This window comes from Anaerostipes sp. CAG:276 (genome assembly GCF_000432215.1).
Lineage (GTDB): Bacteria > Bacillota > Clostridia > Lachnospirales > Lachnospiraceae > Anaerostipes > Anaerostipes caccae.
This window is the reverse complement of record NZ_FR889174.1, coordinates 57,465-82,836: the sequence shown is the minus strand read 5'-3', so window position 1 is coordinate 82,836 and position 25,372 is coordinate 57,465. Positions and strand designations below refer to the sequence as shown.

Annotated in this window: 27 protein-coding genes; 26 read left to right on the top strand and 1 reads right to left on the bottom strand. The window is 44.3% G+C overall.

Going from position 1 to position 25,372, the window contains the following annotated elements; genetic code table 11:
- Positions 1 to 387 precede the first annotated feature (387 nt).
- From QVP35_RS01695 to QVP35_RS16685, 11 genes are all read left to right on the top strand, one after another.
- The gene (locus QVP35_RS01695) at positions 388 to 2,316 is read left to right on the top strand and encodes a BglG family transcription antiterminator (protein ID WP_009290952.1); all 1,929 of its coding nucleotides are present in this window, start codon (positions 388 to 390) and stop codon (positions 2,314 to 2,316) included.
- Positions 2,317 to 2,498: 182 nt separating this feature from the next.
- Complete coding sequence (locus tag QVP35_RS01690; RefSeq protein ID WP_006566199.1) at positions 2,499 to 4,565, top strand: BglG family transcription antiterminator; 2,067 nt, start codon at positions 2,499 to 2,501, stop codon at positions 4,563 to 4,565.
- Complete coding sequence (locus QVP35_RS01685) at positions 4,546 to 5,010, top strand: PTS sugar transporter subunit IIA (RefSeq protein ID WP_022260723.1); 465 nt, start codon at positions 4,546 to 4,548, stop codon at positions 5,008 to 5,010. The genes QVP35_RS01690 and QVP35_RS01685 overlap by 20 nt, the downstream gene beginning before the upstream one ends.
- Positions 5,011 to 5,059: 49 nt before the next feature.
- Positions 5,060 to 5,344: a PTS sugar transporter subunit IIB gene (locus tag QVP35_RS01680; protein ID WP_009290955.1), complete on the top strand. Its 285-nt coding sequence runs from the start codon at positions 5,060 to 5,062 to the stop codon at positions 5,342 to 5,344.
- 27 nt (positions 5,345 to 5,371) lie between these two features.
- Complete coding sequence (locus QVP35_RS01675; protein ID WP_022260722.1) at positions 5,372 to 6,712, top strand: PTS galactitol transporter subunit IIC; 1,341 nt, start codon at positions 5,372 to 5,374, stop codon at positions 6,710 to 6,712.
- Between the two features lie 12 nt (positions 6,713 to 6,724).
- Complete coding sequence (locus QVP35_RS01670; protein ID WP_009290957.1) at positions 6,725 to 7,231, top strand: hypothetical protein; 507 nt, start codon at positions 6,725 to 6,727, stop codon at positions 7,229 to 7,231.
- Positions 7,225 to 8,097 carry a class II fructose-bisphosphate aldolase gene (locus tag QVP35_RS01665; RefSeq protein ID WP_009290958.1) on the top strand — a complete coding sequence of 291 codons (873 nt, stop codon included), beginning with the start codon at positions 7,225 to 7,227 and terminating at the stop codon, positions 8,095 to 8,097. Before QVP35_RS01670 ends, QVP35_RS01665 begins: the two co-directional genes overlap by 7 nt.
- 18 nt (positions 8,098 to 8,115) lie before the next feature.
- On the top strand, positions 8,116 to 8,637 hold the full coding sequence (locus QVP35_RS01660; RefSeq protein WP_009290959.1) for a YjbQ family protein: 522 nt from the start codon (positions 8,116 to 8,118) through the stop codon (positions 8,635 to 8,637).
- 10 nt (positions 8,638 to 8,647) lie between these two features.
- Positions 8,648 to 9,337, top strand: coding sequence for a triose-phosphate isomerase (locus QVP35_RS01655; protein ID WP_009290960.1), 690 nt, complete (start codon positions 8,648 to 8,650; stop codon positions 9,335 to 9,337).
- Between the two features lie 502 nt (positions 9,338 to 9,839).
- Positions 9,840 to 10,130, top strand: a complete 291-nt coding sequence (locus QVP35_RS01650) for an ATP-binding protein (RefSeq protein ID WP_118476264.1) — start codon at positions 9,840 to 9,842, stop codon at positions 10,128 to 10,130.
- Positions 10,106 to 10,180, top strand: a complete 75-nt coding sequence (locus QVP35_RS16685; protein ID WP_225103786.1) for a hypothetical protein — start codon at positions 10,106 to 10,108, stop codon at positions 10,178 to 10,180. The genes QVP35_RS01650 and QVP35_RS16685 overlap by 25 nt, the downstream gene beginning before the upstream one ends.
- A 69-nt stretch (positions 10,181 to 10,249) precedes the next feature.
- On the opposite strand, the gene QVP35_RS01645 is transcribed toward QVP35_RS16685, so the two are convergent.
- Entirely contained in the window at positions 10,250 to 11,089 is an 840-nt protein-coding gene (locus QVP35_RS01645) for a class II aldolase (protein ID WP_022260721.1), read from the bottom strand.
- A gap of 312 nt (positions 11,090 to 11,401) precedes the next feature.
- On the opposite strand from QVP35_RS01645, the gene QVP35_RS01640 reads away from it, so the two are divergent.
- From QVP35_RS01640 to QVP35_RS01570, 15 genes are all read left to right on the top strand, one after another.
- Positions 11,402 to 11,812 carry a PTS sugar transporter subunit IIA gene (locus QVP35_RS01640; RefSeq protein ID WP_006566189.1) on the top strand — a complete coding sequence of 137 codons (411 nt, stop codon included), beginning with the start codon at positions 11,402 to 11,404 and terminating at the stop codon, positions 11,810 to 11,812.
- The gene (locus QVP35_RS01635) at positions 11,809 to 12,294 is read left to right on the top strand and encodes a PTS sugar transporter subunit IIB (RefSeq protein ID WP_006566188.1); all 486 of its coding nucleotides are present in this window, start codon (positions 11,809 to 11,811) and stop codon (positions 12,292 to 12,294) included. Before QVP35_RS01640 ends, QVP35_RS01635 begins: the two co-directional genes overlap by 4 nt.
- 15 nt (positions 12,295 to 12,309) lie before the next feature.
- Positions 12,310 to 13,104: a PTS mannose/fructose/sorbose/N-acetylgalactosamine transporter subunit IIC gene (locus tag QVP35_RS01630; RefSeq protein ID WP_006566187.1), complete on the top strand. Its 795-nt coding sequence runs from the start codon at positions 12,310 to 12,312 to the stop codon at positions 13,102 to 13,104.
- Position 13,105: 1 nt separating this feature from the next.
- Positions 13,106 to 13,945, top strand: a complete 840-nt coding sequence (locus tag QVP35_RS01625) for a PTS system mannose/fructose/sorbose family transporter subunit IID (protein ID WP_009290962.1) — start codon at positions 13,106 to 13,108, stop codon at positions 13,943 to 13,945.
- 20 nt (positions 13,946 to 13,965) lie between these two features.
- On the top strand, positions 13,966 to 15,012 hold the full coding sequence (locus QVP35_RS01620; RefSeq protein ID WP_009290963.1) for a zinc-dependent alcohol dehydrogenase: 1,047 nt from the start codon (positions 13,966 to 13,968) through the stop codon (positions 15,010 to 15,012).
- A 3-nt stretch (positions 15,013 to 15,015) separates the two neighbouring features.
- The gene (locus QVP35_RS01615; RefSeq protein WP_009290964.1) at positions 15,016 to 16,503 is read left to right on the top strand and encodes a xylulokinase; all 1,488 of its coding nucleotides are present in this window, start codon (positions 15,016 to 15,018) and stop codon (positions 16,501 to 16,503) included.
- A gap of 7 nt (positions 16,504 to 16,510) precedes the next feature.
- Positions 16,511 to 17,074: a DUF4428 domain-containing protein gene (locus tag QVP35_RS01610; protein WP_009290965.1), complete on the top strand. Its 564-nt coding sequence runs from the start codon at positions 16,511 to 16,513 to the stop codon at positions 17,072 to 17,074.
- Between the two features lie 15 nt (positions 17,075 to 17,089).
- Positions 17,090 to 17,347 (top strand): HPr family phosphocarrier protein, encoded by a 258-nt coding sequence (locus tag QVP35_RS01605; RefSeq protein WP_009290966.1) that lies wholly within the window; start codon positions 17,090 to 17,092, stop codon positions 17,345 to 17,347.
- Positions 17,348 to 17,634: 287 nt separating this feature from the next.
- Positions 17,635 to 18,543, top strand: coding sequence for a quinolinate synthase NadA (gene nadA / locus QVP35_RS01600; RefSeq protein ID WP_006566179.1), 909 nt, complete (start codon positions 17,635 to 17,637; stop codon positions 18,541 to 18,543).
- A gap of 43 nt (positions 18,544 to 18,586) precedes the next feature.
- Positions 18,587 to 19,894, top strand: coding sequence for an L-aspartate oxidase (locus QVP35_RS01595; RefSeq protein WP_009290967.1), 1,308 nt, complete (start codon positions 18,587 to 18,589; stop codon positions 19,892 to 19,894).
- A complete protein-coding gene (gene nadC / locus QVP35_RS01590) occupies positions 19,863 to 20,717 on the top strand; it encodes a carboxylating nicotinate-nucleotide diphosphorylase (RefSeq protein WP_278566199.1) in 855 nt (284 codons plus the stop codon). Before QVP35_RS01595 ends, nadC begins: the two co-directional genes overlap by 32 nt.
- A gap of 172 nt (positions 20,718 to 20,889) precedes the next feature.
- The gene (locus QVP35_RS01585; protein ID WP_022260718.1) at positions 20,890 to 22,863 is read left to right on the top strand and encodes a BglG family transcription antiterminator; all 1,974 of its coding nucleotides are present in this window, start codon (positions 20,890 to 20,892) and stop codon (positions 22,861 to 22,863) included.
- Between the two features lie 292 nt (positions 22,864 to 23,155).
- The gene (locus tag QVP35_RS01580; RefSeq protein WP_009290972.1) at positions 23,156 to 23,875 is read left to right on the top strand and encodes a ribulose-phosphate 3-epimerase; all 720 of its coding nucleotides are present in this window, start codon (positions 23,156 to 23,158) and stop codon (positions 23,873 to 23,875) included.
- Positions 23,859 to 24,287 (top strand): PTS sugar transporter subunit IIA, encoded by a 429-nt coding sequence (locus QVP35_RS01575; protein WP_006566174.1) that lies wholly within the window; start codon positions 23,859 to 23,861, stop codon positions 24,285 to 24,287. Before QVP35_RS01580 ends, QVP35_RS01575 begins: the two co-directional genes overlap by 17 nt.
- Before the next feature lie 14 nt (positions 24,288 to 24,301).
- On the top strand, positions 24,302 to 25,369 hold the full coding sequence (locus QVP35_RS01570; protein WP_006566173.1) for a PTS fructose transporter subunit IIC: 1,068 nt from the start codon (positions 24,302 to 24,304) through the stop codon (positions 25,367 to 25,369).
- The last annotated feature ends 3 nt before the right edge of the window (positions 25,370 to 25,372 follow it).

Genomic DNA, 25,372 nt, shown 5'->3' with positions numbered 1-25,372 from the left:
TGATTTTATCAGGAAAACTGGCTATAATAAAAATCAGAAATGGCTTAAAAGCGTTGGATAAACAATAACAAGAGTTGTATTGAAATGAGGTTATAGATGATAAAACAGTCGGCTATATTACGATAAACAATAACAAGAGTTGTCCTAAAAGCATTAGTGAAGTTCAATAAAACAATATTCTGCTTAAAATTAACAATCTTTCTTTATCCCAAAGATCCGGTTCCCCGGATCTTTATTACATAGTTACAAGGATACCTGATTTTTGACAGAGATCTTTCTTTGACCAGTCACAGCCACGATGATCACCAGTTGCGGAATAGGATCCCGTTAAGGTATAATGATATATATGACCAGCGGATATAGATGCAATACAAAAGAGGGATTTGAATGTTAAACCAACGACAAATTGAAATTTTATTAGAATTCTGCAATCACTCCGATGAGTTCCTGACTGCGTCTCATTTTGCAAAGAAACTGGACGTGAGTCTCAGGACCGTTCAGGGGGACATGAAAGTGATCCGAAAGGAACTTGCGGATGAGACATGTGCGGAATTGGTTTCCAAGGCTTCCAAGGGAAGCTGTATCCAAGTTAAAAACTATGATGAGTTTTCCGCATTCGTGAATTCTCTGTACCAGCAGTACACAACAGTATCTCTTAATTATCCTACAAGCCGGATCAGCAAGATACTGCTTTTGCTTCTGAACAGACACAGGGCTGTATCTGTTATGGAATTAGAAGACAAGTTTTATATTTCGAGATCCACACTGCAGAATGATTTAAAGAAAGTAGAGGAAGTCCTTGAAAAGTTCCAGCTGGAACTATTAAAAAGCAGCAATAAAGTCATGATTGACGGATATGAGATCAATAAGAGACGATGCCTGGCGGAACAGGATCTCTATCTGGCCCATATCAAAAACGAACAGGGCATGGTATATATTGATGAGAGACAGCTTGCAAAGATTAAAAATATACTGACTGATATTTTTGTAAACTATAAGTATCACATTATGGACACGGACTTCAACAATGCGATCCTGTTTTTAAATATCATGATCTGCCGGATGGGCGAAGGATTTTACATACAGCCGGGCGAACTGGATATTTCGGAACAGCTGGGCAATGAATACGAGATAGCCAAAGCAGTCTTCGGGAAGATCAGCCGGAGATTCTTCATAAAAGTACCGGATGAGGAGATACGGTATTTTTCTCTATACCTGAAGGGACAGGGAAATAACAGAGATTCCGATACGATTACTCAGGAGATGGATAATTTTATTTCTGAAGCTTTTGAAGAAATCCGGCGGAACTTTGGGGTAGATTTTACGGACAACATAAATCTGCGGATCACATTGGCGCTGCACTGTATGTCATTGAGTATCCGAATCAAATATGATATGCAGGTCAAAAATGATATGCTCAACTATATCCGGGAGACTTTCCCGCTTGGCTATGATATTGGGGCTTATTTTGCATTTCTGCTTCATCAGCAGTATGGAAAGAGGGTGTCAGAAGATGAAGTGGCGCTTCTGGCCGTCCATTTTTACAGCAGCCTTCTGGAATTGAACAGCCGCCAGGGGAATAAACGGATTCTCGTGATCTCCGCTTTGAAAAACAGTATGACGCTTTTGATGAAACAGACCCTGCTGAAATGGTTCTCGGAGTATGTCTCTGTTATAGACTTCGTCAATCCTATGGATGTGACGGAAGACATGCTGGACGAATATGATATCTTTCTGACCACAGAAAAAGAAGAATTTTTTGAGAAGGGGCTGGCAATGTATGTGGATACATTCCCCAATCAGCATGATTATATGAATATTAAGCTTAATATTGATGGATTTAAGGATATAGAAGATGTGGCAGATATTTTTCATCCGGAGCTGTTTTCCAGTGTGAAGTCTTCGAATAAGGAAGAAGTGCTCAGTATGCTCTGCGAAAAATCCACTGCTTATTTCCAGGTAGAAAATCTTCATTCCCAGGTTTTACAGAGGGAAGAAATTGGCAGTACCTTTTTCAGCAAGCAGATCGCAGTGCCTCATCCGATGTATGCGGTTTCATCCGATACGTTTGTGGCAGTATGCGTATCGAAAGAACCTATCATTTGGGATGAAGAGAAAAATGAGGTTCACTTGGTGATGCTGATGCACATCGGAAAAAATAATCCGCAGGCATTTCAGCTTTGGGATTATTTCTCCAAAATGTTTGCCGATAAGTCTCTGGTGGAACGTCTGGTAGAAGATCCGTCTTATCCTAATTTTATCCGGCTGGTAAAAGGGGCTTTGGAGACAGGCATCAACAGCACGGAGACAATTTAAGATCGTTTAATAAAATCAGGGCAGAAATTCATTTTTGGGATTTCTGCTCTGATTTTATGTTATAGAGAGAAGGCCGGGCAGTTTTAAATTAACCCAATTTCACGTTTTTCCATTGCAACTGATTGGACTTTTTTGTCGGATAAAATGGATTTAGAATAGAATTAAGCTCAAGGAGGAGAAAAATGAACAGGAGAAGCAATAAGATTCTGAAGGATCTGATCCTCGGTATCCATGCAGACGTTTCCGGATTAGAGGAGAAATATCATATACAGGAGAGAACGATACGGGCAGATATAAAAGAGCTGAATAAAGATCTGGAAGCATATGAGCTGCCGGTCATCGCCTCGGATCTTGACGGAAAGCTGTGGATTGACACAGATAAAAAAGTTGATATCCGGGCCTATGAGAAATTTATATCCGAGTACGACTTTTATACTTATTACCTTTCAAAAAAGGAACGTTCCACCATTCTGGCAATGATTCTTCTGAATGCCAGCGGATATGTGACGGTGGACCAGCTGAAAGAAAAGATTGGCGTCAGCCGCAATACCCTGCTTCAAGATCTTCAGGAATTGAAAATCTGGTTTAAAGAAAATGGAATGACGCTGGTATCCCAGGTAAGGAGGGGATATATTATTGAGGCATCGGAGCTGGATGTACGGAAAGGTATCTTAAAGCTTTTAGAAGTAAACGGCGACGACAATTATTACAAGAACGGATATGATCTGAGTGTTTTTTGGAATCTTCTGTTAAAAGAGGCAGACAGCCTGGAAATTTACGAGAAGATGAAAAACTGTATTCTGGAAGAAGAGGAAGAGACACAGATATTTTTTGCCGACTATTCTTTTTTTGAGGCTGTGACAGAGCTTACGATTGTAGCCAACCGGATCGTACGAAAGCACTTTCTTCCGGGGTATTTCACCAACGAATGGAATTATTTAAAAGAAGGCTCCAAGTACACGTTCAGCAAAGGACTGTTCGGGAAAATTTCTGACATGTTTCAGATGGATGTGCGTGAGGTCGAAATCCTTTACTATACAGAATGCCTGAACGGAAAAAGTTATCTGAAAGATGATGCACAGAAAACAAATGCTCTGGAATTAAGAGTCATGATCGCGGAAACGATCTATCAGATTTCCAGCTGTTTTGGAATTGACTTTTATCTGGACTTTACTCTCTATGACCTGCTGGTGGCCCATATGAGGTCCGCGGTGCACCGTCTGAAAAACAGCGAAGTTTTGGTGAATCCGCTGAAGGATACTTTAATGCAGGATTATCCTGAGATTTTTGAGAGTGTGAAGCAGCATCTCGGCTCCCTGGAGGATTATGTGGGCCAGAAGTTTTCGGAAGATGAAATGTCTTTTATGGTACTGTATTTTGCCTCTGTGATGGAAAAAGAAAAGGCAGAGACAGAAAAGAGCAGAAAAGTAAAAGTGGCTCTTGTATGTGCAACCGGAAGAGGGACTGCACAATTTATGATGGCGAAACTGAAGACGCTGGATGATATGATCGAGATCGTAAGTATCTCTTCTTTCCATAATATGAGGGAGATCGAGAAAAACGGAACCCAGATGATCATATCAACGATCCCGCTGGATGATGTGAACATCCCTTATGTAGAAGTCCGGTCTCCTATGCTCGAGAAGGACGATATCCTGGATATTCAGAGAAAGGTCCTGGAAATACGGGAGGGAGACGGCGGAGAAGGTAAAGAACGGGAGCCGGAAATCACAAGTCCTCCTGATGTCAATATTCAGGGTGCGTTCTATGATCTGCTGAATGAGCAGAGGATTCAGGTGGGATACGAGGCAAAAGATTGGGAAGACGCGGTCCGTCAGTCGGGGAATCTGCTGCATTCCACAGGCGCAGTGGAGCCTGGATACGTAGATGAAATGGTTATGAATATCAAAAGAAACGGTCCTTATATTGTCGTCTGTCCGGAAACGGCGCTGCCGCACGCAAGCGCGGAACAGGGCGTCATTGAGGAGGCGGCATCGATCCTGAGATTAAAAGAACCGATTGATTTTCACAGCGGAAACAATGATCCGGTGCGGTATGTGATCGGAATGAGCATTCAGAGCGCAAAAAGTATCAACAGCGCAATCTATGATCTGATGATGATTTTTGGGAATGAACAGATCCGCAGAATATTAGATTCTCTGCCGGATGCAGAAGCTGTTTTAAATACGATCAAACGATTAAATTCAAAATATAATGAGGAGAAAGACAATGAAAATGATAACCAGTAACACAGACAAACATTACCTTGCAGTTTCTTTGTCAGGTTCAGATGATAAAGAAGTTTTGGGGAAAATGGCTGAGGCCATGTTTCAGGAGGGATATGTAACGGAAGGATTTCATGATGCCATCATCCAACGGGAGGAGAATTTTCCGACCGGACTTCCAACCGGAGAGATCAATGTGGCGATCCCGCATACAGATCCCGAATATGTAAAAAAGCCGGCCATCTGTCTGGGCGTCCTTGATCAGCCGGTAGAATTTTGCGTCATGGGAATGGAGGGTGAGAAAACCAGAGTATCTCTTTTGTTTATGCTGGCAATCAAGAAAAAAGAAGACCAGCTGGGGCTGCTCCAAAAACTCATCGAGGCATGCCAGGATCAGGAGGTTTTAAAAGTTTTAAGATCAGGCAGTGTGGATAAGATCGATGAAGTCCTGGGTGACTTAATAGATTAGCACATAAAAACGAACTTATTAATATTTTTTATATAAAGGAGAATATATCATGAAAAAAATCTTAATCGCATGTGGATCAGGAGTCGCTACATCAACGGTTGCAAACCAGAAAATTTCAGCTTATCTGGATGAGCACGGATTTTCGGGGAAATACAAAATTGAACAGTGCCAGGTTTCCGAAGTCGTTGAGAAATCCGGAAATGTTGACTTCTGTGTTTCTACTACTTTAGTAAGCGGTGATGTCAAATGTCCGGTGCTGGCAGGACTTCCCCTGCTGACCGGGGTAGGGCTGGACAAACTGTACACTTCCATTTTGGAAGAGATGCAAAAGTAAAAACAGGCAGATAAAAGGAGGATTATTATGCAGGCAATTATTGATGTATTCAGCTATATTAACTCACTCGGCGCCAGTGTCATGATGCCGATCATCTTAACGATCATAGGTGTGGTTTTAGGTGCCAAATTTGGCAAGGCCCTTCGTGGAGGCCTGACGGTAGGTATCGGGTTTATCGGATTGAATCTGGTTACAGGACTGATGGGCGAAAACCTGGCTCCCGCGGTACAGCAGATGGCTCAGAGATTTGGATTGGCCCTCTCCACTGTAGATATCGGCTGGCCGGCAGCATCAGCGATCGCTTTTGGTACGACAATCGGGCTGATCGTTAATATTGTCATGCTGCTGACCAACACGACACAGACCCTGGACGTGGATATATGGAACTACTGGCATTTTGCCTTTACCGGTTCTCTGATCTATGTTCTGACAGGAAATTTTGCTTATGGAATTATCGCAGCGATTTTAAATATGGTGATCATCATGGTAATCGGTGACTACACGGCGCCGAAAGTAGAGGAAACCCTGGGCATGCCGGGAGTGTCCCTCCCTCATGGGTTTACAGCGGCATTTGTGCCGATTGCTATCGTCGTAGACAAGATCATCGACGTTATTCCGGGAGTGAAAAATATTAACATCGATATTGAAAAGCTTCAGAAACGTTTTGGTGTATTCGGAGAACCGATGCTGGTTGGAACTGTTTTGGGAATCATCATTGCAGCTTTGGCAGGAAACAATGTACAGACGGTACTGCAGATTGGTGTCACCCTCGGTGCTGTCATGGTATTGATCCCCAAAATGGCAGCATTGTTAATGGAAGGCCTCATGCCGATTTCTGATGCGGCCCAGGAATTTGTATCTTCTAAGTTTGCGAACAGAGGAAAAATTTACATCGGACTGGATTCAGCCGTAGGTGTCGGGCATCCGGTATGTTTAACAGTATCCCTGATCCTGGTTCCATTGGCAGTCTTTTTGGCAGTGATCCTTCCTGGAAATACTGTGCTTCCGATGACTGACTTATCTGTACTGCCATATATGTTTGTTCTGATCGTGCCGCTGGTAGGAGGAAACGGCTTCCGGGCACTGATCACAGGAATCGTCTGCCTGGTTGGAGGACTTTATATTTCTACCAACCTGGCGCCGTCTATCACTGCAGTTGCAAAATCCGTAAATTTTGCCATTCCTAAGGGTGCCGCTACGATTTCTTCTATCTGTGACGGGGCAAACCCATTGTCATGGGTACTTGTAAAGGCACATTCTGTGGGAGCAGTCGGACTCATCATTGCGGTAGCAGTTGCAGTTGGATTAGCTCTGATGAACAGAAAACGAATTATCAAAGAAGCAAAAGAATTACATGCTGATGCATAAAGAAAGGTAAAAATGATGAAGAGCTACGTATATCAACCATCTCATTTTTCTATACAAATGACGGCACCCGGGATTTTTACTGCGGCCATCGGAGTGTTCTGCCTTTATCAGTTTTTGGCCGCAGGACATCATCTGCTGTATTTACTGGTTTTTGGACTGTGTCTCTATAATGTCTTTAATGTATTTGTGTCACTCAGCAATCCGTCTGAAGTCCGCATTGACAGCGGGAAGACCGTAGTGTTCTGTGCTTACGGGAGGAGCCATACATATGAGATCAGTCAGATCAGCAAGTACAGCATGAGGCCGCTGGCAGGAGGAACAAAAATGTATATGACCTTTGACGGCGGCGGGATCATGAGGGGAAGATACTGGGTAAGAATTTCCGAATTTTCTGATGAAAAGGAGCTGGAAGAATTCTTTTATGATCTGGATGCACAGATCAACCCGGACTCTCTGGTCTCAAAAGCAAGGACCCAGGGACGGGAACGGTTAAAAAAAACGGGAGGATGTAAATGTTAGTTTCATTAAAAGAATTACTTGACCAGGCAAAAATAGAAAAGAAAGCAGTCGGCGCATTTAACGGAACCACACTGGAAGCAATCCGGGGGATTATTCAGGCGGCAGAGGAGCTGGAATGCCCGGTGATCCTGCAGCATGCCCAGAGTCATGACGAATTGATCGATCTTGACGAGATCGGACCAATCCTTAAATATTATGCAAAACGGGCCAAAGTGCCGGTTGCGCTTCATCTGGATCACGGAAGCAGCTTTGAACGCTGTGTCCAGGCACTTCATCTCGGATTTACTTCCGTCATGTATGATGCTTCTGCAAAAAGTTTTGAAGACAATGTAAAAGAAACAGCAGAGATCGTTAAAATTGCCCATGCAGTCGGCGCCGGCGTGGAAGCTGAATTAGGGCATATCTTTACTTCCCAGGTTGTTCAGGGAGAAGGAGCCGGATCTGACGGCAAAGATGATTATGATGATTTAGATTCCATTTATACAGATCCTGAGGTTGCAGGGGAATTTGTGGAGAAGACCGGTGTGGACTGTCTGGCTGTGGCTTTTGGAACAACCCACGGAGTATATCTGACAGAGCCTAAACTGGATCTTCCCCGGGTTGCAGAAATCCGCGATGCGGCCGGAGTGCCTCTTGTAATGCACGGAGGCTCCGGTGTGTCAGATGAAGATTACAGGGTGGCCATTGAAAATGGTATCTGCAAAGTAAACTATTATACTTACATGAATACGGCTGGAGGAAAGGCTTCAAAAGAATACTGGGAAGATGAATCAAAACCGCTGTTTTATGATTCCATGTCCCTGGCAGCTACAGAGGCAGTCAAAGAGGATGTAAAAAAAGCGCTGAAAGTATTCCAGAAGAAATGATTTGGAGGGAAAGAAAGAATGGCAGTATATAAAGATACGATCAAAGTACAGTCACATGGCAAAACACCTACCTATATTGATGTGACTCCGGAAGTAAAAAGGGTGATTGAAGAAAGCGGGATTAAAAGCGGACTCTGTGCGGTCATTTCTCCGCATACTACCTGTTCTGTGTTTTTTGAGGAATTTGTCCACGACTACAATGAGAATGGGGATGAGTTTTTACAGGAAGACTTAAACAATGCTTTAGCAAAGATCATTCCGGATCATGTGAGCGCGGATCAATACCATTATCCGGGAGAAGAACACTATAAAGAAGTGGAAACCTGGCCGGATTTGGATTTCTGGCTTCCGGGAGGAGACAGAACCGCATTATTCAACGGAGATGCACATTTGAGATCTACGATTCTCGGGTCCAGCGAGATCTTTGATGTGGAGGACGGCAAATTAGGAGTCGGTGTTACAGGATATGTTTATTTTGTAGACTTTGACCGCACGCGTCCCCGGGAAAGAAAATGTAAAATAGTTGTCATTGGAGAGTAAGGAGGAGAACATGGGAAATATGCAGTCACCGTTTTTGATTGTAAATCCAAAGTCATATTTATACGGAAACGAGAGTCTTAAATTGGCGAAGGCCGCAGATCAGGCGGCTAAAGATACCGGACTGCCGATTATCTTTACTTGTCCATATGCAGATGTGAGAATGATCCGTGAGAATACGGAAAACATCATTGTATGCGTACAGTCTATGGACCCGCTCACACCAGGACGGGGAATGGGGCATGTTCTTCCGGAATCTTTAAAGGAAGCAGGAGCGGATGCAGTTTTTCTGAACCATGCCGAAAATCCTAAGACGCTGTCTGACCTATATGCATGTATCCGGCGCGCAGCCGAGCTTGACATGACTTCTATCGTATGTGCGGACTCCATTACGGAAGCAAAAGCCGTGGCGTGTATGAACCCGGATGTTGTCCTGGCGGAACCGACGGATCTGATCGGAACCGGTCAGGTAGCAGACGATGCTTATACAATGGAAGCAATCGATCAGGTACGAAAAGTAAATCCTGATGTACTGGTGGTGGTTGCTTCCGGAGTCAGCACGGCAGAGGACTGTTACAATATGATAAGGCTTGGGGCCGACGGCACGGGCGGAACGTCCGGGATTTTAAATGCTCCTTCTCCGGCTGTCAGGATCAGGGAGATGGCGGAGGCCATTGTGAGGGCAGTAAAAGCTTCTGATTAGATTAAATTAATTTTAGGAAAACCCATAATTTCTGCGGGCAGAAATTATGGGTTTTTTGTGCAAAGGAAAGAATAAATAATGAGAAAATAGAAAAATATAGTATGAGTTATTTACTACTATTTCCGTCGCGCTTTTGAAATGCGCTCCTCCAATAGTGGTAAATAACTTTCGAAAAGTGGCACCTTTTTTGGCAGAAACCCTTCTCCAACAGACGTTACGTCCATTTTCCACATGATTGGAATGAGGCATTTTAAGAGCCGAACGGAAATCATGTGGAAAATGTCATATCTTATCACAGGAAGCAGGTTCATTCGAAGAGTATGAGAAGTGATGTGAAACGTACAGAGAGGCCGTCTGAGTTTCCCAACCCCGGAACAGGCAGAAAACCTGATAAGCGGCGTGAAATGGCGGATTAGAGATAGTTTTCGCTGAGAAGCGAATAAAATTAAAATGGTTGGTACTAAACAAAGAAGAGCCGAACGGAAATCATGTGGAAAATGTCATGATAGATTCTACAGGAGGAATGCCTGATGGAACGAGGATTCAGGAGCGAAATATTGATACAATACCATCTACACGAAGAAATCCGGTTTTGGCAGATGTATTTCATCGGTTAGGATATATGGAACGGCAGGGAAGCGGACTGAATAAAATAACGAGTGCTTATAAAAGTGCGATAAACTTTCGAGAAGGATTGGAACCAAAATTTTTTTCTCACAGGGTGGAGTTTACTGTTACTCTGCAAAATTTGGATTATCCAGAAGCAAGGTGCAGAGGAGAACCAAAAAATTAATAGACAAAGGATTTATTGTCCGTGAAGGGTCACGGCGAAAAGGAAAGTGAAAAGTATTTTAAACGAAAAGGGACACGATCAGTCTTATGACAATCGTGTCCCTTTTTGTTAATCACTGTTTATTCGTTGATAATCGTTACCAGCTCCGCCGCCTTTTTGCTGACATTTTCTATGGACTGAATGCTAAGCCCAATGACATTCACTTCGTTATGGTTCTGTTCATACGCTTCTCCAAAGGTAGAAATAAAAGCCTTTCTTAAATCAGATCCGTAATTTACTTTCAACAAGTTAAACTCTCTTGCCTTCTGAATCGTTTCAAACGGAATCCCGGAACCGCCATGCATTACGAGCGGTACGGGGGAAACCTTTGAGATTTCATCTAATAACGGAAGATCTACTTTTGGAGTCAGATCCAGACCGTGAACGTTTCCCACGGAAACCGCAAGCAGATCGCAGCCGGTTCTTTCCACAAAGTCAGCGACCATTTCCGGATCTGTTTTGCTGTCCGCTTCATTTACAATATCCTCTTCTTTTCCCTGCAGCGCACCAAGCTCTGCCTCTACCGGAACACCGTAAAAGTGGCAGTATTCTACTGCGCGTTTCACTTCTTTAATATTTTCTTCAAACGGAAGATGGGAGGCATCGATCATAATAGAAGTAAAGCCTGCATCCACACATGCCTTTACGTGTTCATAAGACTTTCCGTGATCCAGATGAAGACCAATCGGCACATCACTGTCTTTCAGTGCATCTTTTGCCAGATAAGTGATCGTGTCCGGGCTTGAGAGCCGCAGATTATTGGAAGATATTTGGATATATCCCGGAAGTCCTGCCTGATTTAATCCTTTGGCGATGGCATAAGTCATTTCCAGGTTGGTTGTATTGAACGCAGGCAGAATATAATGGTTGTCTTTTGCATATTTCATCAGGTCAAAGCCGTTTACAATTTTCATTTTCATATAGCGGCATATACAAAAAGCCGCTTCCTCCTATCTAATCTGAAATTTTCATTTTTACCGTTCACCAGTACGTACTAAGCTTGATTCGATTATAACAATGAAAATACCTTGAATAATTTAATTTATTGCGCAAAGTATCCCGCAAAATAAGTGCAGAATGAAAGGAGTATCTGCGTAATAAATTGCGCAGTCAATCATGCAAAATGCTGTCAGGTACTGCGGTATTGATTGTGCAAACATTTGTGAAAAACAGCAGAGTCAGCATGATATACTTCAATTACATCGAAGGCCAGATGAAAAGGAGGTAAGGGAATGAAGGTCATTGCAGTATCCCACGGAAGCTATTCAAAAGGGCTGGTGGAGAGTACCCAAATGCTTGTCGGAGAACAGGAAAACCTGGTGGCGTATGGACTGTTTCCGGAACAGACGGTGGCAACACTGACAGAAAAACTGGAAGCGGAAATTCAAAATACGAAAGAAGGGGAAGAAATACTCTTCGTATCGGATCTGTTCCACGGAAGCCCGTTTAATGCGATAGTTTCTTTGATGGAACACCATGACATTTACCATGTAACAGGAATTAATCTTCCGTTAATGGTAGAAGTGATGATGGGACGTTATGCTGGGAAAAGCGCAGAAGAGATTTGCGCAGGGCTTCTTGAAGCAGCACCGGGAACAGTAAAAGATGTAAGAAAACTATTTGAGGAGGTAGACGAGGAATGAAAAATGTTGTATTAGCCAGAGTCGATGACCGGCTGATCCATGGGGAAGTTGTCTCAGTGTGGACTCCGAGCTTAAATGTCAACAGGATTATCGTAGTCGATGATGAAGTTGCGGCAGATAAGTTCAACAAACGAGTGATCAAGGCACTTGCTCCAAATGGTGTAAAAGTAAATGTATACGGAACAGAAAAGGGAGCAGAGGTTCTTAAGAAAGACCCGAAAGAAGCGGGAGAGAGAGTCATGATCCTCACGAAAACTCCTATCACTTATGACCGTATGACAGATTTAGGACTCGAACTGACCGATGTGAATCTGGGAGGAATGGGACTTAGAGGAGAGAGGACACCATTTATTAAAAATGTAGCCTGTGATCCGGATGAAATTGCTTCGATTAAAAATTTGATGGCGAAGAATGTTCATGTCTATTATCAGCTGGTACCGGAACAGCAGGTGATTGAAGTTACTGGATACTTGGATAAATAGAAGGAGGAAGTATATATGGAAAAGATGACCATCATACAGGCAGCCTTATGCGGGGTTGTTTACTGGCTGGCAGTTGGAAACCTGCCGTTTGTAGGCCTTTGGTCTTTACAGAGACCGCTGGTCTGCGGTATGATTACCGGTTTGATTCTGGGCCATCCGGTACAGGGAGCCGTGATCGGAGCAACCATCAACTTAGTTTACCTTGGGTTTATGTCTGCAGGAGGAAGTATGCCGGCTGATATGGGACTGGCAGGAGTCTTGGGAACAGCCTATGCGATTGTCGGCGGATTGGACACCGATACTGCTCTGGCACTGGCAGTTCCGATCGGTATTCTCGGAACGATCGTCTGGGCAGGACGTATGACCTTTGACTGCTTCTTTGTACATATTGCAGATAAGTATATAGAAAAAGAACAGTATAACAAAATCTGGCGGGCAAATGTCTTATTTCCACAGATTATGTGCTTTCTTATGACGGCAATCCCGTGTGCTCTTGCTGCATATTTTGGTTCTAACTATATCCAGGGAATCCTGAATATGTTAAGCGGAAAAGTGCTGACCGTCTTCCAGATCATAGGTGGTTTAATGCCTGCACTCGGAATTGCAATCACACTGCAGTACATCTTTAAAGGAGAATCCAAAGTATTTTTGTTTGTAGGATTTTTATTGGCTGTGTATTCAAAACTTCCGCTGCTGACACTGGGTATTATCGCACTGCTTGTGGCAGTTGTGTACGTTCAGGTTACTTCCGCTATGGAACCGGCGAAGGCAGCAGTCATTGACGATGAAGATGATGAGGAGGACGATTAAGATGGAAAATAAAAAGAAAAGTTTGATCCCAAAGGCCGCCTTGATCAAAGCCTGGTTCATTTGGGAGACATTTCCCCAGACGTGTTATAACTACGAAAGAATGATGGGGCAGGTTGTTGCCCATATGTTCTCAGCGATTATTAATTTCTTATATAAAGATAACCCGGCAAAGCGAAAAGAGGTCATGAAACGGGAAATTGAATTCTTCAATGTACATATTGAATTCGGCGCATGTATCCTCGGTATGGCGGTTGCCCTGGAAGAACAGAAGGCCATGGGTGAAGAAATACCCGACGAGTTTATTACGAACTTAAAGACTTCTTTGATGGGACCTTTAGCCGGTATGGGTGATACGATCTGGCAGGGCGTTGTGATTCCGATCCTCTTAGCTGTGTGTATTGACTTAACCCGTTCCGGAAGCGGAAATATATGGGGAGCCATTATTTACGCGGTTGTCATCATTGCAGCGGCATATGGCCTCAGCTACTGGAACTTTATGTTCGGATATAAAGCCGGAAGTGAAGCGATCATGGACTTCCTTGAAAAGGGAATTCTTAATAAGCTGATCAAAGGTGCTTCTATCATGGGCTGCATGGTAATGGGCGGTCTTGTTGTAAATTATGTAAAAGCAAGCTGCGGACTGAAAGTGGTAAGTTCTACATCAACTTATGACATTCAGACAAGCTTCTTAGACGCGATCTGTCCAAGTATCCTTCCGCTTGCAGTGACCATGCTTGTTTACTATCTGATGAACAAGAGAAGATGGTCTTCCCTGAAAATCATCGGGCTGATCGTTGTGATCGGTGTGGTAGGCGGAGTGACAGGAATCCTGTCATATTAAGTTCAGAAAGAGTGAGATAGATGAAAGCAATCGTATTAAATCAACCAAAAAATTTTGCTGTCAAAGAGATTGAATTACCAGAGTTAAAAGAAGACGAGGTGCTGATCCGGATCAAAGATTCCGGAATCTGCACCAACGATGTACGGGACTTCAACGGAGACTGCAGTTACAGCTACCCGAGGATCGGCGGTCATGAGTACTGCGGAGTAATCGAGGAACTGGGAAACGGAGTCAATGAAAAACGTTACTCCAAAGGGCAGAAAGTGGTCCAGTATATCATTGATGACTGTAAGGAATGTTTTTTCTGCAAGCACGGAGAAGAAAATATCTGTGAAGAACATCCAAAGAGTAAGATTTTTACGAATCCCGACGGGCTGTCAGGATATGGGGGATTTGCGGAATTCGTTGTGGCAAAGGCGGAAGATCTGTTTGTATATCCGGACAGTACAACTTTTGAAAAAATGGCATTTACCGAGCCACTGGCATGTGTGGTCAACAGTATCACCCGTACGAATATTCAGTTTGGAGACGATGTGGCGGTCATCGGAGGCGGTACCATGGGGATGCTTCACGTCATGCTTGCCAGATTAAAGGGAGCCAGAGTGATTTTAAGTGAGCCTCTTAGGGAGCGAAGAGACAGGGCGCTGAAACTCGGATGTGACGATGTGATCGATCCGACGAAGGAAGATGCCGTAAAGAGAGTAAAAGAATTAACCGGCGGCAGAGGTGCGCAGGTGGTATTCAATACGACAGCGATCCCGGCCATTGCGGCACAGGCTGTGGAAATGACTTCCCCCGGAGGAATGAGCGTCATGTTCAGCTCCATGCATCCCAATGATCCGGTGCCGATAGATATGGGGGCTGTTCATTCTTACCAGAAAACGGTGACAGGCGCTGTCAGCCCAACGATTACATCTTTTCATCAGGCAGTGCAGCTGATCGGAAAGGGGCTGATTGATCCAACCGTGCTTACAGAACAGATTTTTGATTACAGAGATTTTGACAAAGCCATTGCGGCGGCAATGAAGCCGGATACTTATAAAGTAATCCTCAGATTTGGAGAATAGCGAATGGAACAGTATATTGGAATTGATATAGGGACTTCTTCTGCAAAACTGACCTTGATTAATGACGCAGGAGAGATCAGAAAAGAAAGCAGCAGAGAGTATGAAATTTCACAGCCAAAACCGGGATGGAAGGAAATTGATCCGGAAAGCTGGATGGATGCGGTGGAAGAAGCCATGGCGGAACTTCTTTCAGGAGAAGATCCGGAGCACATCGGAGCTATTGGTGTCACGGGACAGATGCATACCGCAGTATTTCTGGGATGGGACGGAGCGCCTATACGTCCGGCATTGATGTGGAATGACACAAGGACAATGGATCTTGTAAAGGAAACAAAAGAAAAGATCTCTAAGGTCCCGGAAGTTTCCTATATCTCCAATATCATTTCCACCGGAAGTCCGGCGATCAATCTGCTGTGGCTGAAGAAAAATGAACTGGAACAATTTCGGAAGATGAAAACATTTTTGATTGGACCGGACTATATCGTTTTTCGGCTGACGGGGCAGTGCCAGACTGACTACTGCGAGGCATCCACTTCTTCTTTGTTTGATTTAAAGACTGGAACGTGGTCTTCAAAGATCCGGGAAATCTTAGGGTTTCCGAAGAAGATTTATCCAAAGGTAAAAGGAAGCCAGGAGACGGCGGGATATGTGGCCGAAGTATGGAGGCGGAAGTTCGGTTTCAAAAACCAGGTGAAGGTTATCGTGGGTACCGGGGATAACCCGGCGGCAGCCATATCCACAGGGTGTTTTTCAAACAGGTATCCGGTTCTTTCCCTCGGTACATCCGGTGTTCTCATGTTTCCAAAAGAAAAAATGGATTTCGGGACAAAAGGAAAGAATATTATGTTTTCTGCAGACGGAAAGAACATCATGACGCTGGTACAGGGTGTGGTTCAGTCAACGGGAAGCAGCTTTGGCTGGTGGGTCAGACAGATCTTAAAGGCAGATGATTTTTCTGCCGAAACCAGCGAAGTGGACATGGAAAGTCTAGGGGAAAACAATCTGATCTTTTATCCCCATCTTGCAGGTGACAAGACGATCTACGGAGATCCAGCACTGAGGGGAGCTTTGATCGGTATCGGAACTGAAACTACAAGACAGGATATCACGGCTGCGGTCATGGAAGGGATCTGTTTCGGTGTGAGACAGCTTACAGAAGTCATGCACATTGGGAAGACAGCACTTCAAAGTCTTAAAGTGACCGGCGGAGGCTCTAAAAATGAAGTATGGATGCAGATCCTTGCGGATGTGCTGAATACGAAAGTAGAACAGCTGGAAAGCGGGGCAGGAGCGGGATACGGCATTGCGCTCATGGCAGCATCAGTTTCAGGGCGGGATGTAACACTGGAGCAGATGGTTGGCAGAACCGTCCGCACAAAAAAATGTTTTAATCCAAGAAGATATCATGCAGAGCTTTATGAAATAAAATACCAAAAGTATAAAAAAGTTTATAAAGCGCTGACAGATGTGTTTGGTGATCAGAAAGGGTGAATTGGAAATGAAGACATGTGATATCTGTGATGCACCTTTGGGAATGTTTAAGAAATTTCGATATGCGGAAGGATACATCTGCAAAGCGTGCTATGAGAAGGCCAGCAATCATTTTACAGAGACGATTGCAAAGAAAAGTTATGGTGAGATCAGAAAATTGTGTGAAAAGCAGGGCGGGCTCACAGAAGATTTTGAGATTACAGGGCGGATAGGGAATTATATTTTGTTTGATGAGAAAAACAGGAAGATCTGCCTTCTCAACAACCGGATCAACCAAAAACAGGTTTCAGAGCCGGAATTTTATCCGCTGGATAAGATCAGCGAGTGCCGGATCGATTACAGACCTTTCATGCCTTTGGGAGAACTGGAAGATAAAATTAAGTCAAAAGAAGCAGGCACGATTCACTCTCTGAAAGTTCTGATCAAACTGGAGGACGGCCAGGAAAAACAAATTCCTTTGATATCAAACCCTGTCAGGATAAAAAGCTTTGCTATGAAACAGTCCTTTTCATTTGCAAAACGGATTGCGGAAGAAATCGAAAGGCTGAAAGGTGAATCTGTCCAGGTATGATCAGGGAGGAAAAAGATGAAGCAGTTTGATTTTAAAATGCAGTCGCCTGTTGGAATCCATGCGCGTCCGGCTGTGCTTCTGGTAGAAAAAGCGCGGACGTACCAGAGTAAAATAATTCTGGAAAAGGGAACTCAGAGAGCGAACGCCAAAAATATGATTTCTCTTTTGACACTGAGAGCTCGTCAGCATGAAATCGTAACGTTTATGATTGAAGGACCGGATGAAGACAGGGCGGCAGAGGAATTGAAAGAGTTTTGTATTCATAATCTTTAATAATACAGCATCTTTATCAACGGAACCGGCAGCGTTGATAAGGGTGCTGTTTTGTATCCATGAGTATAGAAATGAAGCAGAAAGAATAATAAAAAGTATTCCATGGGGACATAATCAACGGATTATGTGTAAAGGCAGGGAACAGTGACTATCTGCATACTGAGTGACTGGCTGTTTATACCAGAAAACCCCTTTAAATACTTGATAACAGTTGATCAAAGTGGTATATTTAATCTTAGTATGGAATCATATCAGTTGGGAAAATTCCCTTGCTAAGGAGGAAAAGGATGGACAACCTCGCAAAAGAGATTGAAGAGTTAAAGAGAGAACGAAATGCGGTCTTATTGGCCCATTATTATGTAGATGACGCTGTACAGGAGATTGCAGACTATGTTGGGGATTCGTATTACCTCGCAAAGGTAGCGCTTAAGGAGTCGAAAGATGTGATCTGTTTTGCCGGTGTAAGCTTTATGGGAGAAAGCGCGAAGATCCTGAATCCCGACAGAACTGTGATCATGCCGGACCAGCTGGCGGACTGCCCGATGGCCCATATGGTGGATCTGGACAAGATACAGAAGGTAAGGGATGAATATGATGATCTGGCAGTGGTCTGTTATATTAATTCCACAGCAGAGATCAAATCCTATTCCGATGTCTGTGTGACATCGTCCAATGCTATGAAGATTGTAAAATCTCTTCCACAGAAGAATATATTCTTTATTCCGGATGAGAATCTTGGCAGATATATCGGATCAAAACTTCCTGAGAAGAATTTTATTTACAACGACGGATTCTGTCATGTACATACAAGCATTACTGCAGACAACGTAAAAAAAGCCAAAGAAGCGCATCCGGACGCAGAGATCCTTGTACATCCGGAGTGTACGATGGATGTGGTGGAACTGGCCGACTATGTGGGAAGCACGTCCGGTATTATTGATTATGCCACTGCATCCGATGCGGATAAGTTTATTATCTGTACAGAGATGGGTGTTTTATATGAACTGAAACAGAAGAATCCGAACAAGACGTTTTATTCTGTGGGGCACAGACAGTTCTGTCCGAACATGAAGAGGATCACTCTTGAAAATGTCAGAGATACACTGAGAGACATGAAAAACCAGGTGGAACTGGATGAGACACTGCGTCTTGACGCAAAGAAAGCGTTGGATGAGATGCTGCGAATCGCACAGTAGATATTAACAGCCTCTTATCCGGGGGAAAGGATTAATTTTAATTATGAGATCAGCAGATGTAATTGTGGTTGGAACCGGGGCTGCCGGATTGTTTCACGCCTTGTTTCTTCCAAGAGATTACAGAGTCATTATGATTACCAAGACAGAAGTAGAGGAGAGTGATTCCTTCCTGGCTCAGGGAGGAATTTCTGCACTGCGCAATGAAGAAGATTACGACCGTTACTTTGAAGATACCATGAAGGCCGGCCATTATGAGAACGATAAAGCGGCTGTAGACAAGATGATCACCCGTTCCAGGGAAATTATCGATGACCTTATCGGATTCGGTGTTCAGTTTGATCAGAGAGATGGAGAGACAGAATATACCCGGGAAGGGGGACACTCCATATTCCGGATTCTTCATCACGATGATGTGACAGGGAAAGAAATTACCGGCAAGCTCTATGAGGAAGTGAAACGGAGGGATAACATTGAGATCCTGACCCATTCTACAATGATCGATCTGATCGAGGAAAAAGGAGCCTGCCGGGGAGTTGTCTATGTGACACCCGAAGGAGATGTGGACTGTATTTATGCAGGGAAGACTGTACTCGCAACGGGAGGCATGGGAGGTCTGTTTAAACACTCCACCAATTACAGGCATCTCACCGCAGACGGATTGGCTATCTGCCTTCGCCATAACGTGGAGATACAGAATATCAATTACATACAGATACATCCGACGACTTTTTATTCGGACAAGCCGGGAAGGAGTTTTTTGATTTCGGAGTCTGTCAGAGGAGAAGGAGCCTATTTATTCAATAAAGACGGGGAACGGTTTGTAGATGAACTGCTGCCCAGGGATATTGTGACAGCAGCTATACGTGAACAGATGGAGAAAGACGGAACCGATTATGTGCGGCTGTCTGTGACTCATCTGGACGGGGATCGGATCAGAAAAAGATTTCCTAATATTTATAAGCAGTGTCTGGAAGAGGGATATGACATGACGAAGGAATGGATTCCGGTGACTCCCGCACAGCATTATTTTATGGGAGGGATTAAGGTGGATTTAAGCAGTCGTACTTCCATGGAGGATTTATACGCAGTGGGAGAGGCCAGCTGCAACGGAGTTCACGGAAAGAACCGGCTGGCGAGCAATTCTCTGCTGGAATCTCTTGTTTTTGCCCTGGAGTCTGCAGAAGATATTGCAAAGTCGCCGAAAAAACCTTCAGAGTGTCAGGTTGATTTAGCACAGTATCATGATATTTCCGGTATACAGGAGGAGAACAAACACCTTGTACTGGAAGAGATCAAAAGAAAGGATGGGGATTTCTATGATAAATGGTGTAACAATGGCGGTAAACATTGATGAGTATCTGCTGAACGCATTAAAAGAGGACATCACCGGAGAGGATGTCAGCACCAACGCTGTCATGCCGAAGCCGAGACAGGGACAGGTTGAACTGATTTGTAAAGAAGACGGGATTGTCGCGGGTTTGGAAGTGTTCCACCGTGTGTTTACCCTGCTGGATGAAAATGTAACCTTTGAGACAGAGCTGAGCGACGGAGACGAAATCAAAGCCGGACAGCTTATGGGAGTTCTCAGGGGAGATATCCGTGTCCTGCTGTCAGGAGAGAGGACGGCCCTTAACTACCTTCAGAGAATGAGCGGGATCGCAACATTTACCAATTCCCTTGTAAAAGAATTAGAAGGTTCCTCTACACAGCTTCTGGATACGAGAAAGACAACGCCAAATATGCGTCCGTTTGAGAAATATGCGGTAACAGTCGGAGGCGGCAAGAATCACCGTTATAATCTTTCCGACGGGGTTATGCTGAAAGACAACCATATCGGTGCAGCCGGAGGAGTCCGGGAGGCAGTCTATGCGGCAAGAGCCTATGCTCCTTTTGTGCGGAAGATTGAGGTGGAGACTGAAAATCTTGCCATGGTAAATGACGCTCTGGAGGCAGGTGCGGATATTATTATGCTGGATAATATGTCAGATGAAATGATGAAAGAGGCGGTTGAAATTATCGGAAGCCGTGCTCTCACCGAGTGTTCCGGCAACGTGACGAAGGAACGGTTAAAAAAGATCAGGGAGATCGGAGTGGATTTCGTATCTTCCGGGGCTTTGACCCATTCGGCTCCAATCCTGGATATTTCACTGAAAAACCTGAAACCGACAGAATAACAGAAAAGTGATATGGGAAGGCCAGAAAATACAGGATATTTTCTGGCCTTTTTCAGCGCCTTTTACTGATAGTGGAAGGGATGTCTTTAAGTGAGCGTTGACAGAAATCATAGGAAAGTCTAAAATAATAATAAATAATATATATCAATAAATAATAATAAAAGGAGTTCCTATGCTTTCCAAGACTGCATCAAAAATAATGAGAGTGCTGATTCATCAGGATGATGAATTTATCACCTATGAAAGAATTGCAGGGATGCTGGAGATTTCCGAGCGGAGTGTACACAATTATATGAAAGAGGCAGCTGAATTCTGTGAAGAAAATGGATATCGGCTTGTCCGCCGGAGGGGAAAGGGGGTCTGTCTTCAGGCAGGACTGCACAGAAAAGAATTGGAACACTTATTTCCGAAAGACCAGATCCCCTGTGAAACAAGAAAATACCGGATGTGCTATATTATCAGGACTCTGATTGAAAATGGGGAGCCTTACACCGGATCTTTGTTTGCGGAGGAGCTGTTTGTTTCTAAATCCACGATCTGTACAGATATCGAGAAGGCAAATAAGATGTTAGAGCCGGACAGGGTATGCATTCGGCGGATCGTTGGAAAAGGAATTATTATACAGGGCCGGGAATTTGACCTGAGAAAAGTTCTGGTGTGCCAAAACCAGAAAGTTTATCTGGAAGAAGATCCAAAGTCAGCCGCAGTGCCGGATTACAGAATCGATCCGGTGACATATGCAAGATTTTTATCTCAGTACAGAAAGAGCACAGCTGATAAGGTGATTGCCTGTATTCAGCAGCTGGAGAGACAGATCGGCACGCAGTTTAATGATTATACATTTTGTATGCTGGCTGAATATACGAGCAGTCAGATGAACCGGCTGAGAGGAGGGCATTGTCTGGAGGAATCTATGATCAGCAGACTGACACTGGTAGAGGAGATCGCCGACTGGACAGATATATTTACGGGACTTCTAAACAGGCAATTCAGGATGAACATTGATCCGAGGGAGGGATTGTATTTGTATCTTCTGCTTCTTGGAGCGGAAGTACAGAACAGCAGCCGCATAGTAAACAAAAAATTTCTGATCGAAAAGGAGATCGATATCGAGGACGCTGCTCAGAACATGATTCAGTATATTTCTTCCATCGTGGGGAGAGATTTCAGGGAAGATCCTCTGCTGAAGACGAGTACAGCCCTATTTCTGAACAGTTCTTTCATAAGAGTTAAGTTTGGGTTTGAGATTAAAAATCCTTTTTTGGATGAGATAAAGAGGACATACTCAGCCATATTTTCAGCTTGTTTTACGGCAAGCAAAGAGTATGAAAGCCTTGTGGGCGTATTTCCGACAGAAGATGAGATCTCCTATATGGCAATTCTTTTTGGCGGCGCTATGGTTCAGAATAAGAGGGACATTAATACAGTTGTTATCGGCAGCGGCGGTGTGGGGATCGCTCAGATCATTGCCAGAAAGATCGAACATAAGATTATGGACATCAATGTCACATCGGTACTCCCGGCAAATGCAGGAGTCATGATAGATGAGAGCCAGTATGACCTCGTGATCACCACGGTCCCCTCACTGAAGATTAAACACCCTTATGTGGTTTATACGACTCCGCTTGTGGGAGAACAGGATGTCTTCAGGATCAAAAAAGTTTGTCATGAGATGAAAGAAAAGAAGAAGAATCTGGAAAAACGGTGGACCATTAAAAACTTGATGGAGGACGAACTGATCTTTCTGGAGTCAGGGACAATGACGAAAAAGGCCCTGTTACATAAGGTGTGCAGAAAGCTGAAGGACGGTGGCTATGTAAAGGATGGATTTTATGAGGATGTACTGAGGAGAGAAGAGATCAGCGCATCTGTGCTCGGAGGAGGCGTTGCAGTTCCCCATGGCATGGCAAATCTCGTTGAAAAGCCGGCTGTGGCAATTATAAAAACGGACCACAAAGTTGAGTGGGATGAGGGAAGCGTGGATGTAATATTTTTGCTGGCGCTGAATTTTGAAGATATTCAGTCCACCAGAGCCTTTTTTGAAACATTTTACGAAATGACTATGGAAAAGAATGCGGCAAAACTCATAAGGAAAGCAGGCAGCAAAGAAGAGATCAAAAATATTATCATGATGAATTCGGATTAAGAAGGTGTCTTTTGGGCACTTTCTTTTTTTATTTCATTAGGAAAGTTCTGCGGACTTCCCTATGAAATAAAAAACGCTCCGTGGGCTGTACACAGATGTGTGAGGAAATTATTTGACTGCTATGTCATAAACTGCAGTTGTTTACCTGCAATTTTTGGGTTTGAATCGGTGTAGTGCTGCGTTTTTGCAGATATACAACTGCAAAAAGAGAACGAAAGAGACATTGAATAATAAGATAAATAAATATAAAATAATAATAAACAAAGATAAATAATAAAAAGAAAGGAAAGCGATGAAAAAAGCAGCGGAAAAAGAACTCATGGTTTCTGCATCTGTTTCCTGTATGGATCTGTGTCATTTGGCAGATGCCATAGAGGAAGCCGAGGGATCGGGAATCTCGTTTTTTCACTATGATATGGTGGATGGAAGGTTTAATGATTGTTTCATATTATCGGAAACACTCTTAAAACAGATGAGAGGCATAACCAGCCTCCCAATAGAAGCCCATCTGGCCGCTTTTGAGCCGGAGCGCTATATCGGCATGTATGCCGATGCGGGAGCGGATTACATAGCGGTACACTATGAGGCGATGAAAGATCCTCTCAGGGTGTTTGAACAGATCAGGGAAGCGGGTGCCCGGCCGGTATTGGCATATAAATCCACGACACCTCCGGGGGAGGATTTCATCACACTGGCAGGTGAGGCGGCCTGGATCTTAAAACTCACAGTCAACCCCGGATTTTCAGGACAAAAGATGCAGGAGGGGGCGCTCGGCCACATCAGGCAGATGAGGGCGATGCTGAACAGCGCAGGACTGAAGACGAAGATTCAGGCAGACGGAAACATCAATCAGGATACAATTCCGAGGGCGGTGGAAGCCGGAGCGGACATCCTAACCGGGGGAACATCGGGATTGTTTCTTGACGGAAAGACAGTAAAACAGTGCTGTGAAGACATGCTAAAAACAGCAGAAGAAGCAAAAGGAGCAAAGAACCATGGAATTAATGAATGAAGGGCTGGTCGTATTTGACCTGGAAGCGGCATCACCGGAAGAAACAGTCTCTAAGATTGCCGGAGTAATGGAAGAACAGGGTCGTTTGAATGACAGGGCGGCATATGTGGCGGATGTGATAAAGAGAGAGGAGGGAGCACCGACAAGCATAGGATTTCTGATCGCCACGCCCCATGCCAAATCAGTTCATGTAAAGGAACCGTCGCTGGCATTTGCAAGGCTGAAAGACCCGGTGCAGTGGGCGGATGAAAAAGTGCAGATGGTCTTTCAGATCGCAGTTCCGGACCCGGGACAGGGAGATAAGCATCTGGAGATTCTGGCGAAACTGTCAAGAAAGATTATTCATGACGACTTCAGAGAGCAGCTCATGAACGCAGCCAATGAAAAAGAAGTGTTGGAACTGATACAATAAGGAGGAGAGAGAATATGAACGAACTTGCAGGTATTTTCAAAGATACAAGAAAACATCTGATGAACGGAGTGTCCCATATGATCCCGTTTGTAGTGACCGGAGGTATTTTAATGGCAGTTGCCGTCATGGCATATGGGCAGGGTGGTGTTCCGCCGGAAGGGACCTGGATGGCAACGTTATGGAATTTTGGTTCTACCGCGCTGAATTTGATGGTACCGGTTCTGTCGGCATATATTGCGGCATCCATCGCAGACCGTGCGGGTATCTGTCCCGGATTTGTCGGAGGAATGATCTCCATCAGTGTTGGAGCCGGATTCCTGGGAGGAATCGTAACAGGGCTTCTTGGCGGAATTGTATGCTATTATTTGAAAAAGGTCAAAGTGCCGAAAGCATTGAGTTCCATCATGCCAATCATGATCATTCCGATCGTCGGTTCTTTAGTAACCATGGGATTTATGCAGTATGTTCTTGGAGCTCCGATCGCAGGAATTATGGACGGAATGACAAAAGTTATGGAGCATTTGGGAAATGGGAACAAAGTAATTTTAGGCGCAGTATGCGGACTGCTTGCAGGATTTGACTTTGGAGGACCGTTTAACAAGGTAGCATATACATTCGGTGTGGCTACAGTAAGTGCCGGTGTGTATACATATGCAGGGCCTATGGCAGTGACCATGACAGCACCGCCTCTCGGATGTGCTCTGGCAGCATTTTTGGCAAAGAAAAAGTTTACCCAGGAAGAAAGAGAAGCAGCAAAGAGTGCGGTTGCTATGGGGTGTGTAGGGATTACGGAGGGAGCGATTCCGTTTGCAGCCAATGACCCGCTGCGTGTTATTCCATCAACCATGATCGGTGCGGCTGCAGGCGGAGCAGTGGGTTATCTGTTTAATATTACAAATCCTGTTGCCTGGTCCGGCCTGATTATGATTCCTGTCCTTGGAAATCCGATTGGATTTCTTGTGTCCCTTGCCATTGCCGTCGGCGTAACTGCGGGGCTGATGATCCTGCTGAAAAAGGACATCACAGAAGAGGCAGCAGGCACAGACGAAGGGGATTTAGACATTGATCTTTCCTTCGAATAAATA